The organism is Pectinatus brassicae (assembly GCF_014201835.1).
Classification (GTDB): Bacteria; Bacillota; Negativicutes; order Selenomonadales; family Selenomonadaceae; genus Pectinatus; species Pectinatus brassicae.
In genome coordinates, this window is record NZ_JACHFH010000001.1 from 146,507 (window position 1) to 165,980 (window position 19,474).

General features: G+C 37.3%; 25 protein-coding genes and 3 tRNA genes. 6 read left to right on the top strand and 22 right to left on the bottom strand.

Features of this window, described 5'->3' with window-relative positions; translation table 11 throughout:
• The first annotated feature begins 9 nt into the window (after positions 1-9).
• The 4 genes from HNR32_RS00800 (at position 10) to HNR32_RS00815 (ending at position 929) form a co-directional block, all read left to right on the top strand.
• Positions 10-95, top strand: a tRNA-Tyr gene (locus HNR32_RS00800).
• Positions 96-123: 28 nt separating this feature from the next.
• Positions 124-201 (top strand) — tRNA-Arg (locus tag HNR32_RS00805).
• Positions 202-211: 10 nt separating this feature from the next.
• Positions 212-297 (top strand) — tRNA-Tyr (locus tag HNR32_RS00810).
• Between the two features lie 68 nt (positions 298-365).
• A complete protein-coding gene (locus HNR32_RS00815; protein ID WP_183858875.1) occupies positions 366-929 on the top strand; it encodes a DNA-3-methyladenine glycosylase I in 564 nt (187 codons plus the stop codon).
• 237 nt (positions 930-1,166) lie between these two features.
• Here HNR32_RS00815 and HNR32_RS13785 read toward each other — a convergent pair whose 3' ends face one another.
• The 21 genes from HNR32_RS13785 to HNR32_RS00910 all read right to left on the bottom strand — a co-directional run bounded on the left by HNR32_RS13785 (position 1,167) and on the right by HNR32_RS00910 (position 17,821).
• Complete coding sequence (locus HNR32_RS13785) at positions 1,167-1,385, bottom strand: class II aldolase/adducin family protein (RefSeq protein WP_196611240.1); 219 nt, start codon at positions 1,383-1,385, stop codon at positions 1,167-1,169.
• Positions 1,363-1,518, bottom strand: coding sequence for a hypothetical protein (locus HNR32_RS13790; RefSeq protein ID WP_196611241.1), 156 nt, complete (start codon positions 1,516-1,518; stop codon positions 1,363-1,365). Before HNR32_RS13790 ends, HNR32_RS13785 begins: the two co-directional genes overlap by 23 nt.
• 20 nt (positions 1,519-1,538) lie before the next feature.
• Positions 1,539-1,793: a translation initiation factor eIF-2B alpha/beta/delta subunit family protein gene (locus tag HNR32_RS13795; RefSeq protein WP_196611242.1), complete on the bottom strand. Its 255-nt coding sequence runs from the start codon at positions 1,791-1,793 to the stop codon at positions 1,539-1,541.
• Positions 1,794-1,976: 183 nt separating this feature from the next.
• On the bottom strand, positions 1,977-2,201 hold the full coding sequence (locus HNR32_RS13800) for a hypothetical protein (RefSeq protein ID WP_196611243.1): 225 nt from the start codon (positions 2,199-2,201) through the stop codon (positions 1,977-1,979).
• A 188-nt stretch (positions 2,202-2,389) separates the two neighbouring features.
• Positions 2,390-2,599, bottom strand: coding sequence for a TOBE domain-containing protein (locus HNR32_RS00830; protein WP_183858876.1), 210 nt, complete (start codon positions 2,597-2,599; stop codon positions 2,390-2,392).
• A 10-nt stretch (positions 2,600-2,609) separates the two neighbouring features.
• Positions 2,610-3,701, bottom strand: a complete 1,092-nt coding sequence (locus tag HNR32_RS00835; RefSeq protein WP_231038216.1) for a sulfate/molybdate ABC transporter ATP-binding protein — start codon at positions 3,699-3,701, stop codon at positions 2,610-2,612.
• On the bottom strand, positions 3,658-4,344 hold the full coding sequence (gene modB, locus HNR32_RS00840; protein ID WP_183858917.1) for a molybdate ABC transporter permease subunit: 687 nt from the start codon (positions 4,342-4,344) through the stop codon (positions 3,658-3,660). Before modB ends, HNR32_RS00835 begins: the two co-directional genes overlap by 44 nt.
• Positions 4,345-4,346: 2 nt before the next feature.
• Entirely contained in the window at positions 4,347-5,159 is an 813-nt protein-coding gene (gene modA, locus HNR32_RS00845; RefSeq protein ID WP_183858877.1) for a molybdate ABC transporter substrate-binding protein, read from the bottom strand.
• 278 nt (positions 5,160-5,437) lie between these two features.
• Entirely contained in the window at positions 5,438-7,123 is a 1,686-nt protein-coding gene (locus HNR32_RS00850) for a methyl-accepting chemotaxis protein (protein ID WP_183858878.1), read from the bottom strand.
• A 350-nt stretch (positions 7,124-7,473) separates the two neighbouring features.
• Positions 7,474-8,598 (bottom strand): non-hydrolyzing UDP-N-acetylglucosamine 2-epimerase, encoded by a 1,125-nt coding sequence (wecB, locus tag HNR32_RS00855; RefSeq protein ID WP_183858879.1) that lies wholly within the window; start codon positions 8,596-8,598, stop codon positions 7,474-7,476.
• An 87-nt stretch (positions 8,599-8,685) separates the two neighbouring features.
• Entirely contained in the window at positions 8,686-9,732 is a 1,047-nt protein-coding gene (locus HNR32_RS00860) for a glycosyltransferase family 4 protein (protein WP_183858880.1), read from the bottom strand.
• Between the two features lie 69 nt (positions 9,733-9,801).
• Positions 9,802-10,257 carry a deoxycytidylate deaminase gene (locus HNR32_RS00865; protein WP_183858881.1) on the bottom strand — a complete coding sequence of 152 codons (456 nt, stop codon included), beginning with the start codon at positions 10,255-10,257 and terminating at the stop codon, positions 9,802-9,804.
• Between the two features lie 92 nt (positions 10,258-10,349).
• Positions 10,350-10,988 (bottom strand): uracil phosphoribosyltransferase, encoded by a 639-nt coding sequence (upp, locus tag HNR32_RS00870; RefSeq protein ID WP_183858882.1) that lies wholly within the window; start codon positions 10,986-10,988, stop codon positions 10,350-10,352.
• A 19-nt stretch (positions 10,989-11,007) separates the two neighbouring features.
• A complete protein-coding gene (glyA, locus tag HNR32_RS00875; RefSeq protein WP_183858883.1) occupies positions 11,008-12,252 on the bottom strand; it encodes a serine hydroxymethyltransferase in 1,245 nt (414 codons plus the stop codon).
• 81 nt (positions 12,253-12,333) lie between these two features.
• Complete coding sequence (rpiB, locus tag HNR32_RS00880; protein ID WP_183858884.1) at positions 12,334-12,777, bottom strand: ribose 5-phosphate isomerase B; 444 nt, start codon at positions 12,775-12,777, stop codon at positions 12,334-12,336.
• 106 nt (positions 12,778-12,883) lie between these two features.
• Positions 12,884-13,924, bottom strand: coding sequence for an L-threonylcarbamoyladenylate synthase (locus HNR32_RS00885; protein WP_183858885.1), 1,041 nt, complete (start codon positions 13,922-13,924; stop codon positions 12,884-12,886).
• A complete protein-coding gene (gene prmC / locus HNR32_RS00890; protein ID WP_183858886.1) occupies positions 13,909-14,784 on the bottom strand; it encodes a peptide chain release factor N(5)-glutamine methyltransferase in 876 nt (291 codons plus the stop codon). The genes HNR32_RS00885 and prmC overlap by 16 nt, the downstream gene beginning before the upstream one ends.
• A 1-nt stretch (position 14,785) precedes the next feature.
• Positions 14,786-15,853, bottom strand: a complete 1,068-nt coding sequence (gene prfA, locus HNR32_RS00895; RefSeq protein ID WP_183858887.1) for a peptide chain release factor 1 — start codon at positions 15,851-15,853, stop codon at positions 14,786-14,788.
• A gap of 20 nt (positions 15,854-15,873) precedes the next feature.
• Positions 15,874-16,794, bottom strand: a complete 921-nt coding sequence (locus HNR32_RS00900; protein WP_183858918.1) for a DUF1385 domain-containing protein — start codon at positions 16,792-16,794, stop codon at positions 15,874-15,876.
• A gap of 96 nt (positions 16,795-16,890) precedes the next feature.
• Entirely contained in the window at positions 16,891-17,091 is a 201-nt protein-coding gene (gene rpmE / locus HNR32_RS00905; RefSeq protein WP_183858888.1) for a 50S ribosomal protein L31, read from the bottom strand.
• 79 nt (positions 17,092-17,170) lie between these two features.
• Positions 17,171-17,821 carry a prepilin peptidase gene (locus tag HNR32_RS00910; protein ID WP_183858889.1) on the bottom strand — a complete coding sequence of 217 codons (651 nt, stop codon included), beginning with the start codon at positions 17,819-17,821 and terminating at the stop codon, positions 17,171-17,173.
• Positions 17,822-17,906: 85 nt separating this feature from the next.
• On the opposite strand from HNR32_RS00910, the gene HNR32_RS00915 reads away from it, so the two are divergent.
• Together HNR32_RS00915 and HNR32_RS00920 are read left to right on the top strand one after the other, a co-directional pair.
• A complete protein-coding gene (locus tag HNR32_RS00915; protein WP_183858890.1) occupies positions 17,907-18,641 on the top strand; it encodes a pilus assembly protein TadG-related protein in 735 nt (244 codons plus the stop codon).
• Positions 18,599-19,108 (top strand): hypothetical protein, encoded by a 510-nt coding sequence (locus HNR32_RS00920; RefSeq protein ID WP_183858891.1) that lies wholly within the window; start codon positions 18,599-18,601, stop codon positions 19,106-19,108. Before HNR32_RS00915 ends, HNR32_RS00920 begins: the two co-directional genes overlap by 43 nt.
• A gap of 2 nt (positions 19,109-19,110) precedes the next feature.
• Here HNR32_RS00920 and HNR32_RS00925 read toward each other — a convergent pair whose 3' ends face one another.
• On the bottom strand, positions 19,111-19,464 hold the full coding sequence (locus HNR32_RS00925; RefSeq protein WP_183858892.1) for a DUF192 domain-containing protein: 354 nt from the start codon (positions 19,462-19,464) through the stop codon (positions 19,111-19,113).
• Positions 19,465-19,474 lie beyond the last annotated feature (10 nt).

Sequence of the window (19,474 nt, forward strand, 5' to 3'; positions counted from 1 at the left end):
TTTTTATATGGGTAGGTGCCCGAGTGGTTAAAGGGAACAGACTGTAAATCTGTCACCGCGAGGTTACGATGGTTCGAATCCATCCCTGCCCACCATTTCATTTTATTTCCAACAACTTAATATGGCCCTGTAGCTCAGCTGGATTAGAGTGTTTGACTACGAATCAAAAGGTCGCAGGTTCGAGTCCTGCCAGGGTCACCATTATTAATATGGGTAGGTGCCCGAGTGGTTAAAGGGAACAGACTGTAAATCTGTCACCGCGAGGTTACGATGGTTCGAATCCATCCCTGCCCACCATTAATACTAAAGAAAAGTTTTAGCAAATGCTAAAGCTTTATTTTTTTATATTTAAGAGGGAAAATACTATGCTTAAACGCTGCCCTTGGGCTGAAAACAGCCCCTTAGAAAAAGAATACCATGACAATGAATGGGGTATCCCCGTTCACGACGATAACAAACTCTTTGAATTTCTAATATTAGAATTAATGCAGGCCGGACTCAGCTGGTCGACAATTTTGAAAAAACGCCCAGCCTTGCAAAAAGCTTTCACTAATTGGGATTATCATAAAATAGCTAAATATGATGCTGACAAATTTAGCAAGCTTGTAAACAACAAAGACATTATACGAAATAAATTAAAAATCAACGCTGCCATCAATAATGCCCAACAATATATCATCATCCAAAAAGAATTTGGCAGTTTTAATGAATATATCTGGCATTTCACCGCTGGGCAAACAATCGTTAATATTTGGCATACCCTTGAAGAAGTTCCTGCTTCTACCCCACTTTCCGAGCAGATAAGTAAGGACTTAAAAAAACGTGATTTTAAATTTATCGGGCCGACTATAATCTATTCTTTTTTACAGGCTGTGGGCATTGTCGATGATCACTTATCTTCATGTTATAAAAAATCAGCTAGCAAATAAAATAATTTTTAAGAGGTTCTTGCATGCATACTCTTAATGCTTCACCCCCAACGGATCCCCTGCATATTATAGCCCTTTGCGCTTTAGCTGACTAAGAGATTAATTAATAATTAGCTTAGGGTAGGGCATAACCCTTCCGTCACTGCTTGGCAGTGCCACCTTCCCTTAAGGGACGGCTTTAAACCATAAAATATAAAGCCGTTGTACATTTTTTATTAACATGTAACAGCCTCTTTACTAAAGTTTTATATACGAAGGATATTGCCATTTTTGCAATTCGTCTTCCGGCAAAACAATTGGTTCTTTATCCTGATTAACGCTTAAAGTTCTATAATATATTTCCGCTATTTCTTCTACATATTCTGCTTTTAGATAAGCATCTTGAATAGTAGTGCTTACGGTCATAACACCGTGACTGACCAGCAGGCAGGCGTCACTTTTTTTGGAGCGGCTCAATTACCGATTGTGCCAATTCTCTTGTTCCCGGCCGACCATAAGGCGCCATCCATGCTGTTCCACCATAATATACTACTTCATATACTATCGGCGGAGCTATTTCCACTAATTGCTGCTTCTTAGCTTCAAGCATACGGCTGCACCTTTCCTCTGTTATTTTTCTATCTTAAATAATTTCTGCAAATTTTCGGCAACCGGTGGATATATTATGCCTTTTCCCGTAACTATTCCTGTTATATTCTCATGCGGGGTCACATCAAAAGATGGATTATAGACCTTAACATCTTTTGGTGCCTTCCATACCCCAAAACGGCAAGTAACTTCTTTGGCATTGCGTTCTTCTATTGGAATATCCTCGCCTGTTACTGCTACCATATCTATGCTTGATGTAGGTGCTGCTATATACATCGGAATATATTTTTAAATGCCAGCCTTTTTCCTTAGCCAGATACATTGGTGCCATTGCCGTTCCATATCTGAATGCAGCCATCTGACCGGCATTGCAATGCGTCAGTCTCCCCATATTATCTTTTAATAAAACAATAAGATTTTCCCCTATACTGCGTCAAATATCCTCATCTTCCTGATAAATTATTTTAGCTTCCTGACGCAATATTTTTTTATATCTGCAATATTATTTTTCTTCACATTTTCTATCTTTTTAAACATTCGCTGCAATGCCCATGACAGATTTACTGCTGTCGGTCTGCTGGTATTAAGATAATCAGCTTTTTCCTGTACATATTTATAAAATTCTTCGAAAGATGTTTCCGGTGCTGCCTTTATCGCAAAGTACAGACCATATGCTGCCGTCACACCTATGCTTCCATTTATAATGACTCCCTTGTATTTTTTGTAAACGATTACTTTTATTATACAATAATTTTAATAAAAAAGTAAACAATATATATTTACAGAAAATTTCATTCAATAAGCCCTATATTAACGTAAAAAATATGGCTGTCACACATATTTATAAAACCGCGACAGCCACACTATTACTATTACTCCACAGCGACCATTACTGAACTGGCCTTGACCACTGCATAGGCTTCTTTGCCTACTACCAAACCTAACTCTTCAACCGATTGTTTCGTTATTGTGGCACTGATTATATCGCCGCTGGCTAATTTGATTTTAACAACATCGTTTACGCTACCGGCATCAATAGCACACACAGTTCCCTTTAATTGATTTCTTGCACTTAATTTCATTATAAATTCCTCACTTCGTTAATAATATAATTTTTTCCGGCGGCATACTTACATATATATCCTTGTTTTGTAATTGCTGCCATTTATTCTTACTTAATTCCCAGCGCAGCATCCGCTGACAGCCGGTATTATAAGGGCGAATCATAACAATAAAAGAAAACGGATTTTCAATAACTTTATCCACATGAGCCCGAAAAGAATTTACAGCGCTGTCATCTCTTTCAATTAAAAAAAAATGCGCTCTAACTCCAACATACTGCAAATCGTCTGGAATAATTGACAAACTTGTAAGCTCCAGCTGCCAGTCTATGGCGTATAAATGAAAATCATCAATTTTCCTGGCTGCTGACATATTCTTACAACCTGTCAATACTGTTGCCGCAGCCGTCTGGGGATTATCAAAGATAGTATATCTGTCATTTACAACCTCGATAACGCCCTTATTCATTACAGCTACTCTCTTACATAAACGATATACTTCATCGCGATTATGCGATACAAATAAGGTTGTTTTATTATATTTCTCGAGCAGCCCAGCTAGGTCCAATTCTAATTCCCATTTTAAATAACTATCCAGTGCTGAAAATGGTTCGTCAAGCATTAACAATTCAGCCTGTGCTGCCAGTATTCTGGCTAAAGCTGCACGCTGCTGCTGTCCTCCCGATAAATTAGTCGGATAAGATTTTTCTAATCCCTGCAAATGAAAACGATTAATATTTTGCTCCACAATAGCTTTTTTTTCTTCATTAGAACCTTTAGCTACAAAAGCAATATTTTGCTCCACTGTCATATTGGGAAACAAGGCATAATTTTGAAATAAATAACCGGCACGACGCTGCTGCGGTGATAAGTTTATATTTTTTTTACTATCGAAGAAAACTCTGCCGTTAAATTCAATATAGCCTCTGTCAGGCGTTTCTATACCGGCAATGCATTTTAAAGTCATACTTTTACCACAGCCTGAAGCCCCTAATATTGCCATAGTTTCATCAGCTACAGTAAAATCAACATCTAAATAAAAATCATTTAATTGTTTTTCTATCTTTACCTTCAGCATATCAACCGCCATTTCCCAATGAAAGTCCCATTTTATTATTATCATTTCTTTGCAGCCAAAAATTCATCAGCATGATGACTACAAAAGAAAAGCTCATTATAACTAATACCCAAAAAACTGCCGCTGCATCATCACCCGCCTGCACTGCTGAATATATTGCCGTTGACATGGTCTGCGTCATCCCCGGAATGTTGCCGGCAACCATAATAGTAGCCCCAAATTCACCAAGTGCCCGGGCAAACGCCAGGATAATTCCAGCAATTATTCCATGCCGTGTATTCGGCACAATTATTCGCCAAAAAATTTTCCATTCTGATATCCCTAATGTTCTGGCTGCATAAATTATATTTTTATCCATCTGTTCAAAAGCACCGCGTGTCGTCCTATATACAAGCGGAAAAGCTACAACTACTGCTGCTAGTACAGTTGCCTCCCAGGTAAAAACCAAAGAATAGCCCAGGTGCATTAATATCTGTCCAACAAAGCTGTTTTTACCAAAAACAAATAACAAAATAAATCCTAAAACTGTTGGCGGTAAAACCAATGGCAACGTTAATATAGCATCTATAAGCCCTTTGCATTTTTTTATGTTAATTACTATATAAGCAGCGTAAATTCCCGTTATAAAGGCTATTACAGTTGCTAAAGAAGCTGTTCTAAGCGATACTATAAGCGGCGAATAATCCATTATCATTTGGCAGCAGCAAAACCATACTTGGCAAAAATTTTCATTGCTGCTTCACTTTGCAAAAAATCAACAAAACTTTGCGCCGCTTTTACCTCTTTTGTTGATTTTAATATAGCTACTGGATAAATTATCGGCTTATGGGAATCAGCTGGGGCATCAGCAATAATTTTTACCTTATCGGATACGGCTGCATCGGTTTTATAAACGACGCCACAGTCAGCATCACCATTTTCTACCCAGGTAAGTACCGCACGCACATTATTACCGTAAACTAATTTCCCTTTTATGGCATCAATATAATTCATGCTGGTAAAACTTTGCTGTGCATATTGGCCTGCTGGCACACTTTTAGGATCACCCATAGCAATTTTTTGTACTTTATCTGTTTTTAAATCGGCAAAGCCTGCAATACCTGCTTTATTGGCTTTAGGTGTAATGAGAACAATAGAATTAACTAAAAGATCCTTGCGTGTCTTAGGTGCCAACAATTCCTTTTTTTCTAAGGCATTCATTTGTTTTGGTGATGCTGAGATAAATATATCAGCTGGAGCACCTTGTTCTATCTGTCGTTCCAATGAACCACTCGATGCTAAATTTACAGCTATTTCTACATTAGGATTATCTTTTTTATAAACCTGTTCTAATTCCTGCATTACATCCTTTAAGCTGGCAGCGGCTGATACTATGATTTTTGTCTGTTTTTGTGCAGCAGCTGTATCTGTTTTCTTTGTCGCATTCTGTTGTCCACATCCGGCCAACAATAACATCATTGCGGCTAATACAGCCATCATTATAAAATTTAGTTTTTTCTTCATCTCAATACAACCTCTCTGCCTTTAATTTCAATAAATAATTACTTAAATCAATATACTAGATATTATATTGTTATCGATAAACTGTCAAACCGCTTTTATTAAAAGACTAATTCCAATACCGCGCTTAATTTTATCTGTAATCTTGTAAATATGCAAATATATTAAGGTTTAATTTTTTATACTTTATTTTTTTTAGTTTTTATATTTTTTTTTACTTTTTTTAATTTACTAAAAAACTGACCAATATACTAAAAACAGTATATTGGTCAGTTTTAATTTTAAATCTTAAAGTTGTTGCTTTGTACAAACAACTTATCAGCTAAATCACGTAAATTCTGACATGATGCAGCAATCTCTTCCATTGAAGCAGATTGTTCCTGCGTTGCCGCTGAGGTTGTTTCCATTTCACGCGCCACTATTTTGGTTTCATCATCAACACCCTGCATCTGTGCTAATACATTTTCACCATTTTTAGCTACCTCACTCATCGTTTCCGACATTTCCCTAACTTGCATTGCTACCGCAGCTGTTGTCTGCATAATATCAGAAAAGGCTTTTCCTGATTTATTTACTGAATCTATCCCCTGCTGTACTTCCCCAGTTCCTGAGGATATTGCATCCACGGCTTCCTGCGTTTCTGTTTGAATTCTGCCAATAAGCTCCGCTATTTGCTGCGCAGCATCCTGCGACTGTTCAGCCAACTTTCTTACTTCTTCGGCTACAACAGCAAAACCCTTTCCCTGTTCACCAGCACGTGCTGCCTCAATGGCTGCATTCAGTGCCAATAAATTAGTTTGACCGGCAATTCCTGATATAGTATCAACAATCTGGCCTATTTCCTTAGAACGCTCCCCTAATGTTGATACCACGGTAGAAGATCGCTGCGTAGTATCTTCTATAACCTTCATTTGTTCGATTGTCGAAAACATTATCTGTGTACCTTCATTGGCTGTCATAAGTGCCTTTTCGGCATCTGCAGCTGTTGCTTCCGTATCTGTAGAAACAGCTTTTATGTAATTCGTTATTTTTTCTGTATTATTAGTAGACTCGTTAATTCCCTGTGCCTGTTTATCTGCTGATTCTGCAACAACTGATACTGACTGGGCAATATTTTGAATGGCATCAGCCGATTGATTAGCGCCTGTAGCCACCTGATTTACCGTATTAACTACCTCATTTGCGGTTTTTTGGATGCTCTGTATAAGATTTTTTATATTATCAATAGTTTTATTATATGCCTGTGCCATTTGTCCAAATTCATCTTCTGAGGCAAATTCAATTCGCTGTTTCAAATCACCCTCAGCAACTTTTTGTGATACTTCTAAAAAGCCTTTGATAAATTTATCCATATAGCGTGTAACGATTGTTGCTATAATCATGCCCAATATTAAAACTATAAACAAACCTACTGTTGTCATCCATTTTGCTTTTGTATATTCAGCCTTACCATCAGCTACATTTTTATCAGTAGCTACCACGCTGGCCTTAAAAAAACCATCTATATCACTATTTAAATCTTTACCTATTTTTTCTACTTCAGCACTCTTGGCCTCAACAGCTGGACTTTCATGGTCTTGCCCAGCTAATACCATCCGAACCCGTTCATTTGACGCCTTTTTATATGCTACCCATTTTCCTTGTGTACTTTCGATTTTTGGCTTATAAGATGCTAAAGAAGTATCATATAGCTTTTTAAAATTACTATCAATATTTTTTTCACTTTGTTTCATTTCATTGACAGCATTGCTGTCTGTATGTAATAAAATATTTTGTTGTGCGGCTAAATAACTGCTCACTTCCTGGTTTATATCAGCCATCAGCATAATCCTAGGCACCCGCTCCGTGCCTAATTCAGTAAGACGAGCATTAACATTATTCAGTGAATACAATGAAAAGACACCGACAATCCCCGTCAATACAATAACTATTGCATATGAAATATACATTCTAACCTTTAAATTCATAATAACACATCCTTTGTCTTTTAAATAAAAAATCAATTACTATTGTAAATTCCTTTTGGGCAAGAAGATATTTATTATTGGCAATCATATTTATATTTGCCAAAATAGTTATATAAAACATTCTATATTTTAAAATGTTCTACTTCTTTTATAAAATTTAATGGTTACTCAAATGCCGCATTTTGAAAAATTCTAATTATTTACTATCTAATAAAATATATTTCAGTATTATTTGAAACATTTTTTTAAACGATTGGTATCTATTTTCTTTTTAATCTAGAGTCCTTATTCAGGTGAATTACTTCACCTGAAAGTTTAAGTTCTCTACAGTGTTACTATTCCCAGTAATATCATTTATTGTAAAACTTAAGAATCGCCTGTACAATACGCTGTGCAGCTTTTCCATCGCCATAAGGATTTGATGTTCCGGCCATACGATTATATTCCTGCTTATCATCAAGCAAGAATTTCACTTCATTGTAAATACGTTCTTTTTGCGTTCCAACAAGTTTTATTGTACCAGCCTCTACCGCTTCAGGACGTTCTGTGGTATCACGCAATACCAGTACTGGTTTCCCTAATGATGGAGCTTCTTCCTGAATACCACCAGAATCAGTCAATATCAAATGGGCTCTATGCATTAAATTAGCAAATGGCTCATAATCGAGTGGATCAATTAAATGTACACGTTCCAAATTGCCAAGTTCAGAATTAACCACTTCTCTGACTTTGGGATTTTTATGTACAGGGAAAATAACTTCAACATCATCATATTCAGCTACAATCTGTTTTAATGCCGTATAAACATGACGCATTGGCTCACCTAAATTTTCTCGTCTATGGGTCGTAACTAATATAATGCGTTTATTTTCAAAATCAATTGACTGCAATAATTCATCGGCAAAAATATAATTATCCTGAACAGTCATATGCAGAGCATCAATTACGGTATTACCTGTAATAAAAATTTTATCCTTAGGTATATTTTCCTTTAACAAATTATCACAGGCCATCTGCGTTGGCGCAAAATGTAAATCAGCTAATGCTCCAGTGAGTTTTCTATTTATTTCTTCAGGAAACGGGGAATATTTATTATTCGTTCGCAGACCAGCTTCAACATGTCCCACAGCTGTCTCATGATAATACGATGCCAAAGCACCAGCAAACGTAGTGGTAGTATCACCATGTACCAGTACAATGTCTGGTTTTTCTTTGCTCAATACTTTATCTAAGCCATTCATGGCTTTTGTTGTAATATCGAATAATGTCTGACCGCTGGCCATAATATCCAAATCATAATCAGGTTTTATCGCAAATAAATGCAGTACCTGGTCAAGCATATCGCGATGCTGCGCCGTCACTGCAATTATCGGCTCAATCTGCTCATGTTTTGCCAATTCTAATACAACTGGTGCCATTTTTATTGCTTCAGGCCTAGTTCCAAAAACAGTCATTACTTTGATTTTTTTTTCCATGCTATTTCCTCCTACCGGTTAAGCTAGCCGGGGGTCACTTCTAAGGCTTTTTCTTAATTTTATTGCTAATGTTACTGTTTATTATTATCATACATGTAGATTATTTTTAGTATGAAATATACCTATTTTTTTGGCGCCATAAATAATAACCAAAAGAATAAATAATAATATTACCGCTCCGGCATATTCATTTACCTGGGTCAGGGCAATAGCACTTAAACCTAAAAAGCTGCTAAATACATACATTAATAATACTGCCTGACGTTGCGTAAATCCTAAATCCAGTAAACGATGATGCAAATGACCCTTATCAGGTTTAAAAATAGGAATACCACCTCTGTATCTGCGTACTATAGCAAACGTAGTATCGAGTATTGGCAGGCCCAACGTCAATATTGGTACAATGAGTGCAATAGTCGTAGCACTTTTTACTACTCCAATTATGGAAATTCCCGCTAGTATAAACCCTAGAAACATACTGCCGGTATCCCCCATAAATATTCTGGCCGGATTAAAATTATAACGTAAAAACCCCAAAGCTGAACCAACAATCGCAGCTGTTATCGTTACAATAAACGCATCTTGCTGCTGATAGGCCACCAATAATAGTGTTATGCCAGCTATTGTTGATACACCGGCTGCTAATCCATCAAGTCCATCAATAAGATTTATTGTATTAGTAAGACCAACTATCCAAAAGATAGTTACCGGCACTGACAGGTATTCAAGAAAAATCCAATTGCCAAATGGATTTGTTATAAAATCTATTCTAACATCAAAAGATACCAAGATGCAGGCTGCCGCAATTTGTCCTAATAATTTTACTTTAGCTGGTAAATTTGTATAATCATCAATTATCCCTACCAGTACAATAAAGCTTCCTCCCAGCAGCAACCCCAGCAGATCATTTTCATGACCGCTCAGTAAATCCGTGGAAAAAGTTAATATTGCTATCGTAATCACAAAACCAGCATATATTCCCAAACCACCTATACGCGGTATTGGCTTATGATGGACTTTTCTTTTGTCTGGTGCATCTATCGCACCTGTTTTTATAGCAAATTTTATCACCATTGGCATTATAGCAAGCACTATTACCAACGCTATGATAAATGCCAAAAAGCCTGTCGACATTTATAGCGCACTTCCTTTACTAAATACAGTAGAACGCATATTATGCTTCTTTCTATATGATATTATTACTCAATATATATCCTGCGGATTAACTTCTACCACCGCACCATCAGTTTCTAAATATATTACTTTATCAATCATGGCATTACATATCATACGACGGCATAAAAGACACGGTTTCCCCGATGCCAAGCTATCATCAGCATTATAGCCGACAATATATATTTGGGCACCTTTCATTTTGACGGGATCGGCTGCGATTATAGCATTTTGCTCGGCATGTACTGCAACACATAGTTCGTACCGCTCTCCTTTAGGGACATGCTGACGTTCCCGTTCGCATACGCCTGTGTCAATACAGTTATCTTTACCACGCGGTGCGCCATTGTAGCCTGTACTTATTATTATATTATCTTTTACGATAATGGCACCATAACGTCGGCGAAAACAGGTAGAACGACGCCCTACTGCTTTAGCGATATCAAGAAAATATTCCGTCCAACCAGGACGGCTGTACTCATTCATATTGTTCTCCATATTATTAATAGGATGCAAATCACATTTTTGATTTACATCCTATCTTAAAAATTAAAATTTAATTTTCCGCTACACTTTAATTACAGTGTACCGAATAATCTATCACCAGCATCGCCTAAGCCTGGCACAATATAGCCATGCTCATTAAGCTTTTGATCTACTGATGCAGTATAAATTTTGATATCCGGATGTGCTTTATTTAAGGCTTCTATGCCCTGCGGTGCTGATACCAAGCATAAGAATATGATATGCTTAGCGCCTTTTTCTTTTAATAAGGAAAGAGCCGCTGCTGCTGAACCACCGGTTGCCAGCATCGGATCGACAACGATAAGTGTACGGTCAGCAACATCAGTAGGCAATTTGCAGTAATATTCTACTGGCGCCAATGTTTTAGGATCGCGATACATTCCTACATGTCCAATTTTAATTGTAGGAATTAATTTTACAATACCGTCAACCATACCCAAACCAGCGCGTAAAATTGGAATAAGACCTAGCTTCTTACCGTCAAGTGTTTTCGATTTACATTTTACTACTGGTGTTGTTATATCCATGTCCACTAATGGCAAATCGCGGGTTATTTCATAAGCCATAAGCATCGATATTTCTTCCAGCAATTCACGAAAATCTTTTGTTCCTGTTTCCTGCATACGCATAAGAGTTAATTTATGCTGCACTAAAGGATGATCTATTACACTTACATTTAAATCTTCTATCATTTTCTATCTCCTACTATTGTTAATACAATGGATAATTTTGACATAAAACTTTTACTTTAGCTCTAGCCTGTTCATGCACGTTTTCATCAGTCGGGTTATCAAGTACTGAAGCAATAATTGCTGCTACTTCTTCCATATCAGCTTCTTTAAAGCCACGTGTAGTCAGTGCTGGTGTTCCAAGTCTTATACCACTCGTTACAAATGGGCTTAATGGTTCAAATGGTATGGTATTTTTATTTACAGTTATACCGATATCATCAAGTAATTTTTCAGCTTCTTTACCTGTAATATCTTTGCTGCGCAAATCTACCAGCATTAAATGATTATCTGTGCCACCTGACACAATACGGAAACCATTTTTAATCAATGAGTCAGCCAGAACACGGGCATTTTTTATTATCTGACGCTGATATTCTTTAAATTCATCACTGAGGGCTTCCTTAAAGGCTACGGCCTTAGCTGCTATTACATGCATTAATGGGCCACCCTGTGTTCCAGGGAAAATAGCTTTATTAAATTTCTTGCCAAATTCAGCATCATGGCATAAGATAATCCCACCACGTGGACCACGTAAGGTTTTATGAGTGGTAGAGGTAACAACATCAGCATATTCAATAGGATTTGGATGAAGACCTGCCGCAACAAGACCAGCAATATGAGCCATATCCACCATCAAATAAGCATTTACCGATTTAGCTATAGCTGCTAAACGCTGAAAATCAATAATACGTGCATAAGCACTGGCACCAGCAACAATCATCTTAGGATGATGTTCAGCAGCCAACTCCTGTAATTTATCATAATCAATTCGTTCGGTTTCTTTATCAACGCCATACGGAATAACATTAAAATATGTACCGGAAATATTTACAGGGCTGCCATGTGTCAAATGTCCACCATCAGTAAGGTTCATACCTAAAATGGTATCACCAGGATTAAGCAGCGCAAAATACACGGCTGTATTGGCCTGTGCCCCTGAATGTGGCTGCACATTAGCATAATTAGCCCCAAATATTTTTTTTACTCTGTCGATAGCTAATTGTTCTACAACATCTACACATTCGCAGCCGCCATAGTAGCGTTTTCCTGGATAACCTTCGGCATATTTATTAGTCAGAACGCTGCCCTGTGCCTGCATTACAGCCGTGCTTACTATATTCTCCGAAGCTATCAATTCTAGTTTATTGCGTTGACGAGTAAGTTCTGCATTTATTGCATTTTTTATTTCTAAGTCAACTTTTGCTAAATCGTCTACTAAATTCATTTAATATCCTCCCAAATGAAGCAACACAACTTTGACTAAGCCAGCTGCGTTTTATTAGTGATTATTTTACACTAATAATTTTTATTTATCTTGTATTTCCATAATCTTATTTACGCGACGTTCATGGCGTCCGCCTAAAAATTCTTCTTTAACCCATACTTGTACCATTTCTGTAGCTGGTCCAAAACTAATATCTCGTCCACCCATAGCCAATACATTGGCATCATTATGCTGGCGTGACATCCGAGCTGTAAATACATTATGGCATAATGCGGCTCTAATGCCCTTCACCTTATTGCAGGCAATAGATATACCTATACCTGTTCCGCAAAGGGCAATGCCTCTATCGGCTTGTCCTGAAGTTATTTTTTCACAAATCTTTTCCGCAATATCAGGATAATCTACTGAGTCTGTTGTATAAGTTCCTACATCTTCAACAGTTATATCAGAAAATTCCTTTAGCACTTCCTTAACATGCTCTTTTAACTCCAATGCACCTTGATCGCAGCCAATAACAAGTTTCATAAAAATCAGCATCCCCTAAGGATGCTTGTACACCACCTATCATTTTTATGCTAATTTTACCACACTGCTACGCAATATGGCAAATATATTATCAGTTAAAGATACGTTATCCAACATTAATAATCGTCTGTCCACTAGCCTTTTTCATACGATTCATTATTGCCAGTCCCATGCCTTTTTCTGTAGTACCCTCAGCCAAAATAATATCAATATTTTTATCATCAAAAAACCGCAATCCATTATATAAATTAGCCGCAATATCCGCTAACTTTCTTTGGCTGCCATAATCGAATACCATATCATGTCCCAGCAGGTTAATTACCTCATGACTAGCCAATATACCAACTTTTTTTCCGTCTTTTTTATAGCGTGCTAATTCTTTGGCAAAAGCTCCGAGCATATCCATCTGACTGCCTTGCAATAAAACCATCGGTGCCTGCGGTGCATAATGACGATATTTCATGCCTGGTGCTTTAGGTACCTTATCTTTTTGCGTTAAAGCAGGGTCGATACTTACTTCCGGAAAAATCTCTTCGAGCATTTCCTTGGTTATTGCCCCCGGACGCAGGATAATTGGTTTATCTTCAGTACAATCAACAATTGTCGATTCCACACCAAAACTTGAACCACCGCCATCCAAAATCAACGGTATCCGTCCTTGTAAGTCTGCATAAACAGCCGCAGCTGTTGTCGGACTAGGTCGTCCTGAAATATTGGCACTTGGTGCCGCTATTGGCACACCAGACAACTCTATAAGTTTTCTGGCTATATCATTATCCGGCATTCTAACCCCCACCGTATCAAGACCACCAGTGATACAGTCAGGTACAGTGTCCTTTTTCGGTAAAATCATTGTTATCGGTCCCGGACAAAATGCCGCCATGATTTCCATTGCCATGTGCGGTATGTTTTTACTTATCATTGACAACATTTTTATACTATCTATATGTAAAATCAAAGGATTATCTGATGGTCGTCCTTTTGCGCTATATATTTTCCCCGCAGCCGTTTCATCAAGACCATTGGCACCAAGTCCATATACTGTTTCTGTCGGAAAAGCTACAACTTCACCTTTTTTTATCAGCTCTGCCGCTTCTTGTATACCTGCTTCTTCATTATCCTGTACATCAATTATTTTTGTTTCCATAATATTATTACCCGCTCTATATTTGCTAAATCTTTTATTATTTCACAGCGTCCCCAATTATTCTGCTGTGCTATTTTTTTTATTTCTTCAGCTTGTCCTATACCTATTTCACATGCTAAAAAGCCATCTTCCCGCAGCAAAGCCTGACTTTCACCTAATAATCGCCGATAAAAATCAAAACCATCATTATCATCAGTCAAGGCATTATGCGGTTCATATTCGCGCACATCCGGCTCTAAATCCGCCATATCACTTTGGGGAATATACGGTGGATTAGACACGATTGCCTGTAACGAATTTTTCTCCAGCCCAGATAACGGTGTTAATAAATCACCCTGACAAAACTCAATATTATCTGCTTGTAAGACGCTGGCATTTTCTCTTGCTACTATAAGGGCCTGCTCAGAAATATCAACGGCATATACTTTTATACTTTTGCATATTTTGGCCAGCGATATGGCAATCGCGCCTGAGCCCGTGCCAATATCAGCAATAACATTATTCTTATTTGTTGGCAAACGCTCACTTACCGCTTCTACCAAGTGTTCTGTTTCTGGTCTTGGCACCAATACATTTTTATTAACGATAAATGTCATGCCCATAAATTCTTTTTTCCCAATGATATAGGCAACCGGCTCCCGCATCGCTCTTTTTTTCACTAACTCACGAAAAGCTGTCAGTTCCTCTTCCTGCAAAGGCTCATCAAAATGCACATATAAGTATATACGTTCTTTTTGCAGTAAATGTGCCAATAATACCTCGGCATCTATACGAGCTGATTCGATGTTTTTACTAGCAAAATAATCCTGCGTCCATTTTAATAAAGTACCGATTGTCCAGATTTTTGTCGTTTTTTGCATATTATTTAACCTGCTTGAGTTTTTCTGTCTGATCTGCTGTTATCAAGGCATTAATCAGTTCGCCAAGCTCTCCATTTAAGACACTGTCAAGCTTATGCAGGGTAAGGCCAATACGATGGTCGGTCACTCGTCCCTGCGGAAAATTATAGGTTCGTATTCTTTGGCTGCGATCGCCTGAGCCAACCTGACTCTTACGTTCAGCAGCCACTTCATTTTTTTGGGCTTGCTGCGCTTCATCATTAATTCTGGCACGCAATACCCGCATCGCTTTTTCTTTGTTTTTCAGCTGTGATTTTTCATCCTGACACTGAACTACAATACCTGTAGGCATATGTGTTATACGAATCGCTGAATCCGTTTTATTTACATACTGTCCACCGGCACCGCTGGCTCTATATGTATCAATACGCAAATCAGATTGTTTAATATCTATCTCAACATCTTCCACCTCCGGCAATACAGCAACCGTTACTGCCGAGGTATGGATACGTCCGCTTGATTCAGTTTCGGGCACACGCTGCACACGATGCGTACCACTTTCATATTTAAAACAGCTATAAGCTCCATAGCCATCTATGCTAAAAGAAATTTCTTTGAACCCGCCCAATTCAGTAGCATTAGAATCCATAATTTCTGTCTTCCAGCCTTTAGTTTCAGCATAGCGGGAATACATACGGAATAAATCACCAGCAAAAAGTGCTGCTTCATCACCGCCAACGCCGCCACGAATCTCAATAATGACGTTTTTATCATCATTGGGGTCTTTAGGCAGAAGTAGTATTGGCAGTTCTTCCTCAAAATTATCTTTAAGTTTTTGCAAAGATGCTATTTCTGTTTCCAGCATCTTTTTAAATTCATGATCGCTTTCTTCCGCCAGCATTGTTTTATTTTCCTGCAGTTCCTGCACAACACGTTTATACTCGCGATATTTACCAACCATTTCTGTTAAAGCCGCATGTTCCTGACTGTATTTACGCCAACGCGGCATATCTGTCAAAACATCAGGATCACTTATCAGTGACTCCAACTCCAAATATTTATTTTCAATTGCATCTAATTTTTCTAACACGAACGCTTTTCCCCTTCTGATTAATTGTTATTTAATGGCTCAACCAAAGAAACATTATCCGTGGGTATTTCTTCAGCCTGGCATTTAGCTGTCATTTCTTCTTCGATTACAACGGCTTCAACTGCCTTTATTGCCACTTCCAACATTGAATCATCTGGTTCTTTGGTAGTAAGTCTTTGCAGCCAAAGCCCCGGTAATACCGCAATATGCACTATCGGATTTTTCGACTTACCAGAAAACTTTATGATTTCATAGGATATCCCTGCCACTACCGGCAGCAAAATCACCCGTGATAATATTCTATATATCAAATCCGGCCAGCCTAAAAAAGCAAATGTCACAATGCTGACCAACATAACAATAAGCAAAAAAGATGTACCACAACGCGGATGAAATCTTGAAAATGGCCTGATATTGGCTGGTGTAAGTTCCACGCCAGACTCATAAGCAAAAATTGTCTTATGTTCTGCTCCATGATATTGAAATACACGATAAATATCTTTTACTCTTGAAATTCCATAAATATATATCAAAAAAATAATCAGGCGCAATCCGCCCTCGCCCAAATTCATATAAAAAGGATTAGTCGTAGGAAAAAATCTGGCTGCCGCCGTTGGTATTACCACAAATAGGATAATTGCTGCCGCCAAAGATACTAATATCGTCCCAATCATTTCTTTATCAGACAACGTGTCGTCTTCTTCCTCACCAGCCATTTTAGCTGAATACGATAAAGATTTCATGCCCATCACCAGTGATTCGCCAAGTGCTAATACGCCACGAATAAATGGTTTTTTTAATATTGGATATTTATCAGCCAATGAATTGACTGGTTTTTTCTGAATGCTTATTTCACCAGAAGGCTCCCGCACCGCTGTAGCCACATAGTCCTTGCCACGCATCATAACACCTTCAATAACGGCCTGTCCGCCTATAGTCATTTTATTACAGCTTTTGTCCTTCACTATAGTGCTCCTTTAAATTACTCTATATATAAATGTAGCAGAGCATCGCTGCTCTGCCGCCCATAATAAATATTATTTTTTTCCGTAACGTTTGTTGAACTTTTCAATTCTACCACCGGCAGCAGATTCACGCTGGCGACCTGTATAGAATGGATGACATTTAGAACATACGTCTACACGAAGTTCATCTTTAACTGATCCAGTTTTAAAAGTATTACCGCAACCACAAACAACAGTTACTTCTTTATACTCAGGATGTATTCCTTGTTTCACTTTTACGCACCTCACTTATCATAAACTATCAATTCCTGATTATAGCACAGTCACTTGGCTCTTGCAAGTTCAAAAACAGCTATAATACTATATAAAATATTAATGCTGGCAAAGCAAAATACGGTCCATAGGCAAAGTAATCTGAACGTTTTTTTTGCTTTGACGCAAGCAGTACAAGTGCAGCTATTGCACCCAATAATATTCCAATAACTATAACTAAAATCAAGCGTTCTGTTCCCAGCAATAGGCCCAGTGCGAATATTAGTTTAATATCACCGCCACCAATTGCTCCTCTTAATAATACTGCTAATAGCAAAAATAGTCCACCCCCAGCTATTGCTGCCATAAATCTGTCCATCAATACAGGCGGTTGATACAAAAAATCAAAAAAACTTCCCAAAATAACCGCTGCAATCATTTTATCAAAAATAACCTGCTGTTCAAAATCCGTATAAATTATTAATATTAATACATAGCCTAGAAATATCTTCAGTAGTCCCAGCCAAATATCTTCCTGAAAAGCCACTCGTACAAAAATAATCGACATCATCAATGTAATAAAATATATTCTTTTTTTACTATATAACGATTTCCCAGCAAATGAAAGCAGTTTTTTATTATCAGTATATAAAGTTTGAATCCATATATTGCCAATGCAAGCAAATAGATATGCCAACAAAAAAAATAATAAAAATTCTATTATATATTTTATTATAATAAATTTTTCCATTTGATAAAATTCCTCTAATATTAAAAATCAAAATATGTTAAAATTAATCTAGCAGTAAACTTATTATATTATTTAGGAGAATATAATGAAACAATTATTTAGTAATATTTTAAAATCACAGCAAGGTGTTGCTGTAGTTATGTTTGCGTTCATACTCCCCTTATTAATTTTAGCTGCTGGAATTTCTGTTGATTTCGGCAACGTATACTTTCACAAATCGCAATTACAAAATATGACTGATGCAGCCATACTTGCCAGTGCCAAAGAATACGAGAACAACCCTCAATCATCTGACTTATCTCAAATTACAGATGAATACATTGAAAAAAATCTAAAAAATAATCCCGGTTTTAATAATCCTATTCCTGCAACTAACCCTTATCCTGTAATAACTCATAAAGATAACTCCACAAAATTACAATTAACCTTAACAGAAAATGTTCCCTTATATTTTTTCCGTGTATTTGGCTATAATGAAATGAAAATATCCGCACGCTCAACTGCGCTTGTCGCTAGTGAATCCGGTTGGCCATTTAAAGATTTAATCACATTTTCTCAATCTATGAATGTTAATCAGGGGCATCAAAATAATGTCTATAATACAACTTTTGATGGTAATATCCGATTTATCCCCCCGCATCAAAAAACAACATTACTTCCCAAAATAATAATAATCGTAACTCTAATACGGAAATTGCCAATAGCATTTATACATCTGAAGAAATATCTGCCAGTAACAGCGAACATTCGCTTACCCCAATTGTTTCTCTCGATAAAATGCCTGATTTTGATAATACTCCCTATGCCTATAATTCATTAATTGAAAATGCTGATAATAAACATGTTGCTAGTTCACAAAATGTTTATTCTAATGATTTAACCGGTAATATAGTTTATCTAAACGGTACTAATCTTACCATAAATATTAATCAGGCACTCCCCGGATCAAATGATCCTGCTCTGCAAAATAAACCATTATACGTAGTTTATGCCAACAAAGACGGCATGATTAATCTGCATGTTTCGGCTGATACAGTACGCCCCTTAGTTATATATTATCTTGGTGCTACAGTTAATTATAATCCTAGTTCTTCCGGCATATATCGTGGTGTAATTTATACGCCTAATGCTCAATTATGGGTAAATGAAAATCGGGCTGATTTTCGTGGCAGTATCTATGCCAAAACATTTTACTCGCAGGTATCCGGCACCTATGTATATAAAGCGTATTCCGATAATAAAAGCTCTGGTGGTTCTTCCATTAAACTTGTTGATGATGACGAATAACCTTATTTTATAAAAGTTAATATATTACCAACCTCATAGCCATAATATTCAATACTTCCCACCGGCATTTCAATTACAGCATCTGCCTTTTTGCACATGCTAACTCCAATCCATGGTCTAATATTTGGCACTTTTTTTATTATCATATTACCTTTATCAATATAAACCAAATCCAGCGATTGACGCATAAACATCATATGAATGCTATTACAAGGCTGTAATAGCATTCCCTGCCCCAACGGTAAGCGTGACCGTCCCATCAGTCCCTTAAATCTCTTAAAAAAAGTATCTGCCACCTCCAGCTGAAGGTACAGATACTTTTTTTTATTATTGCACACCGCTTTTATTAACTTCATAACTTACCTT

Coding starts and splice junctions, on each gene's coding strand:
- rpiB (WP_183858884.1), bottom strand. CDS start 12,777: ATGAAACTTGTTATTGGCTGCGATCAAGGTGCATTGGAGTTAAAAGAG.
- wecB (WP_183858879.1), bottom strand. CDS start 8,598: ATGGAAAAAAAAATCAAAGTAATGACTGTTTTTGGAACTAGGCCTGAA.
- HNR32_RS13790 (WP_196611241.1), bottom strand. CDS start 1,518: ATGCTTGAAGCTAAGAAGCAGCAATTAGTGGAAATAGCTCCGCCGATA.
- HNR32_RS13795 (WP_196611242.1), bottom strand. CDS start 1,793: ATGTATATAGCAGCACCTACATCAAGCATAGATATGGTAGCAGTAACA.
- modA (WP_183858877.1), bottom strand. CDS start 5,159: ATGAAGAAAAAACTAAATTTTATAATGATGGCTGTATTAGCCGCAATG.
- HNR32_RS00835 (WP_231038216.1), bottom strand. CDS start 3,701: ATGATAATAATAAAATGGGACTTTCATTGGGAAATGGCGGTTGATATG.
- prmC (WP_183858886.1), bottom strand. CDS start 14,784: ATGCAAAAAACGACAAAAATCTGGACAATCGGTACTTTATTAAAATGG.
- HNR32_RS00915 (WP_183858890.1), top strand. CDS start 17,907: ATGAAACAATTATTTAGTAATATTTTAAAATCACAGCAAGGTGTTGCT.
- modB (WP_183858917.1), bottom strand. CDS start 4,344: ATGGATTATTCGCCGCTTATAGTATCGCTTAGAACAGCTTCTTTAGCA.
- HNR32_RS00925 (WP_183858892.1), bottom strand. CDS start 19,464: ATGAAGTTAATAAAAGCGGTGTGCAATAATAAAAAAAAGTATCTGTAC.
- HNR32_RS00850 (WP_183858878.1), bottom strand. CDS start 7,123: ATGAATTTAAAGGTTAGAATGTATATTTCATATGCAATAGTTATTGTA.
- HNR32_RS00910 (WP_183858889.1), bottom strand. CDS start 17,821: ATGGAAAAATTTATTATAATAAAATATATAATAGAATTTTTATTATTT.
- HNR32_RS00900 (WP_183858918.1), bottom strand. CDS start 16,794: ATGACTATAGGCGGACAGGCCGTTATTGAAGGTGTTATGATGCGTGGC.
- HNR32_RS00860 (WP_183858880.1), bottom strand. CDS start 9,732: ATGTCGACAGGCTTTTTGGCATTTATCATAGCGTTGGTAATAGTGCTT.
- HNR32_RS00865 (WP_183858881.1), bottom strand. CDS start 10,257: ATGAATGAGTACAGCCGTCCTGGTTGGACGGAATATTTTCTTGATATC.
- glyA (WP_183858883.1), bottom strand. CDS start 12,252: ATGAATTTAGTAGACGATTTAGCAAAAGTTGACTTAGAAATAAAAAAT.
- HNR32_RS00830 (WP_183858876.1), bottom strand. CDS start 2,599: ATGAAATTAAGTGCAAGAAATCAATTAAAGGGAACTGTGTGTGCTATT.
- HNR32_RS00815 (WP_183858875.1), top strand. CDS start 366: ATGCTTAAACGCTGCCCTTGGGCTGAAAACAGCCCCTTAGAAAAAGAA.
- HNR32_RS00920 (WP_183858891.1), top strand. CDS start 18,599: ATGCCTGATTTTGATAATACTCCCTATGCCTATAATTCATTAATTGAA.
- HNR32_RS00885 (WP_183858885.1), bottom strand. CDS start 13,924: ATGGAAACAAAAATAATTGATGTACAGGATAATGAAGAAGCAGGTATA.
- upp (WP_183858882.1), bottom strand. CDS start 10,988: ATGATAGAAGATTTAAATGTAAGTGTAATAGATCATCCTTTAGTGCAG.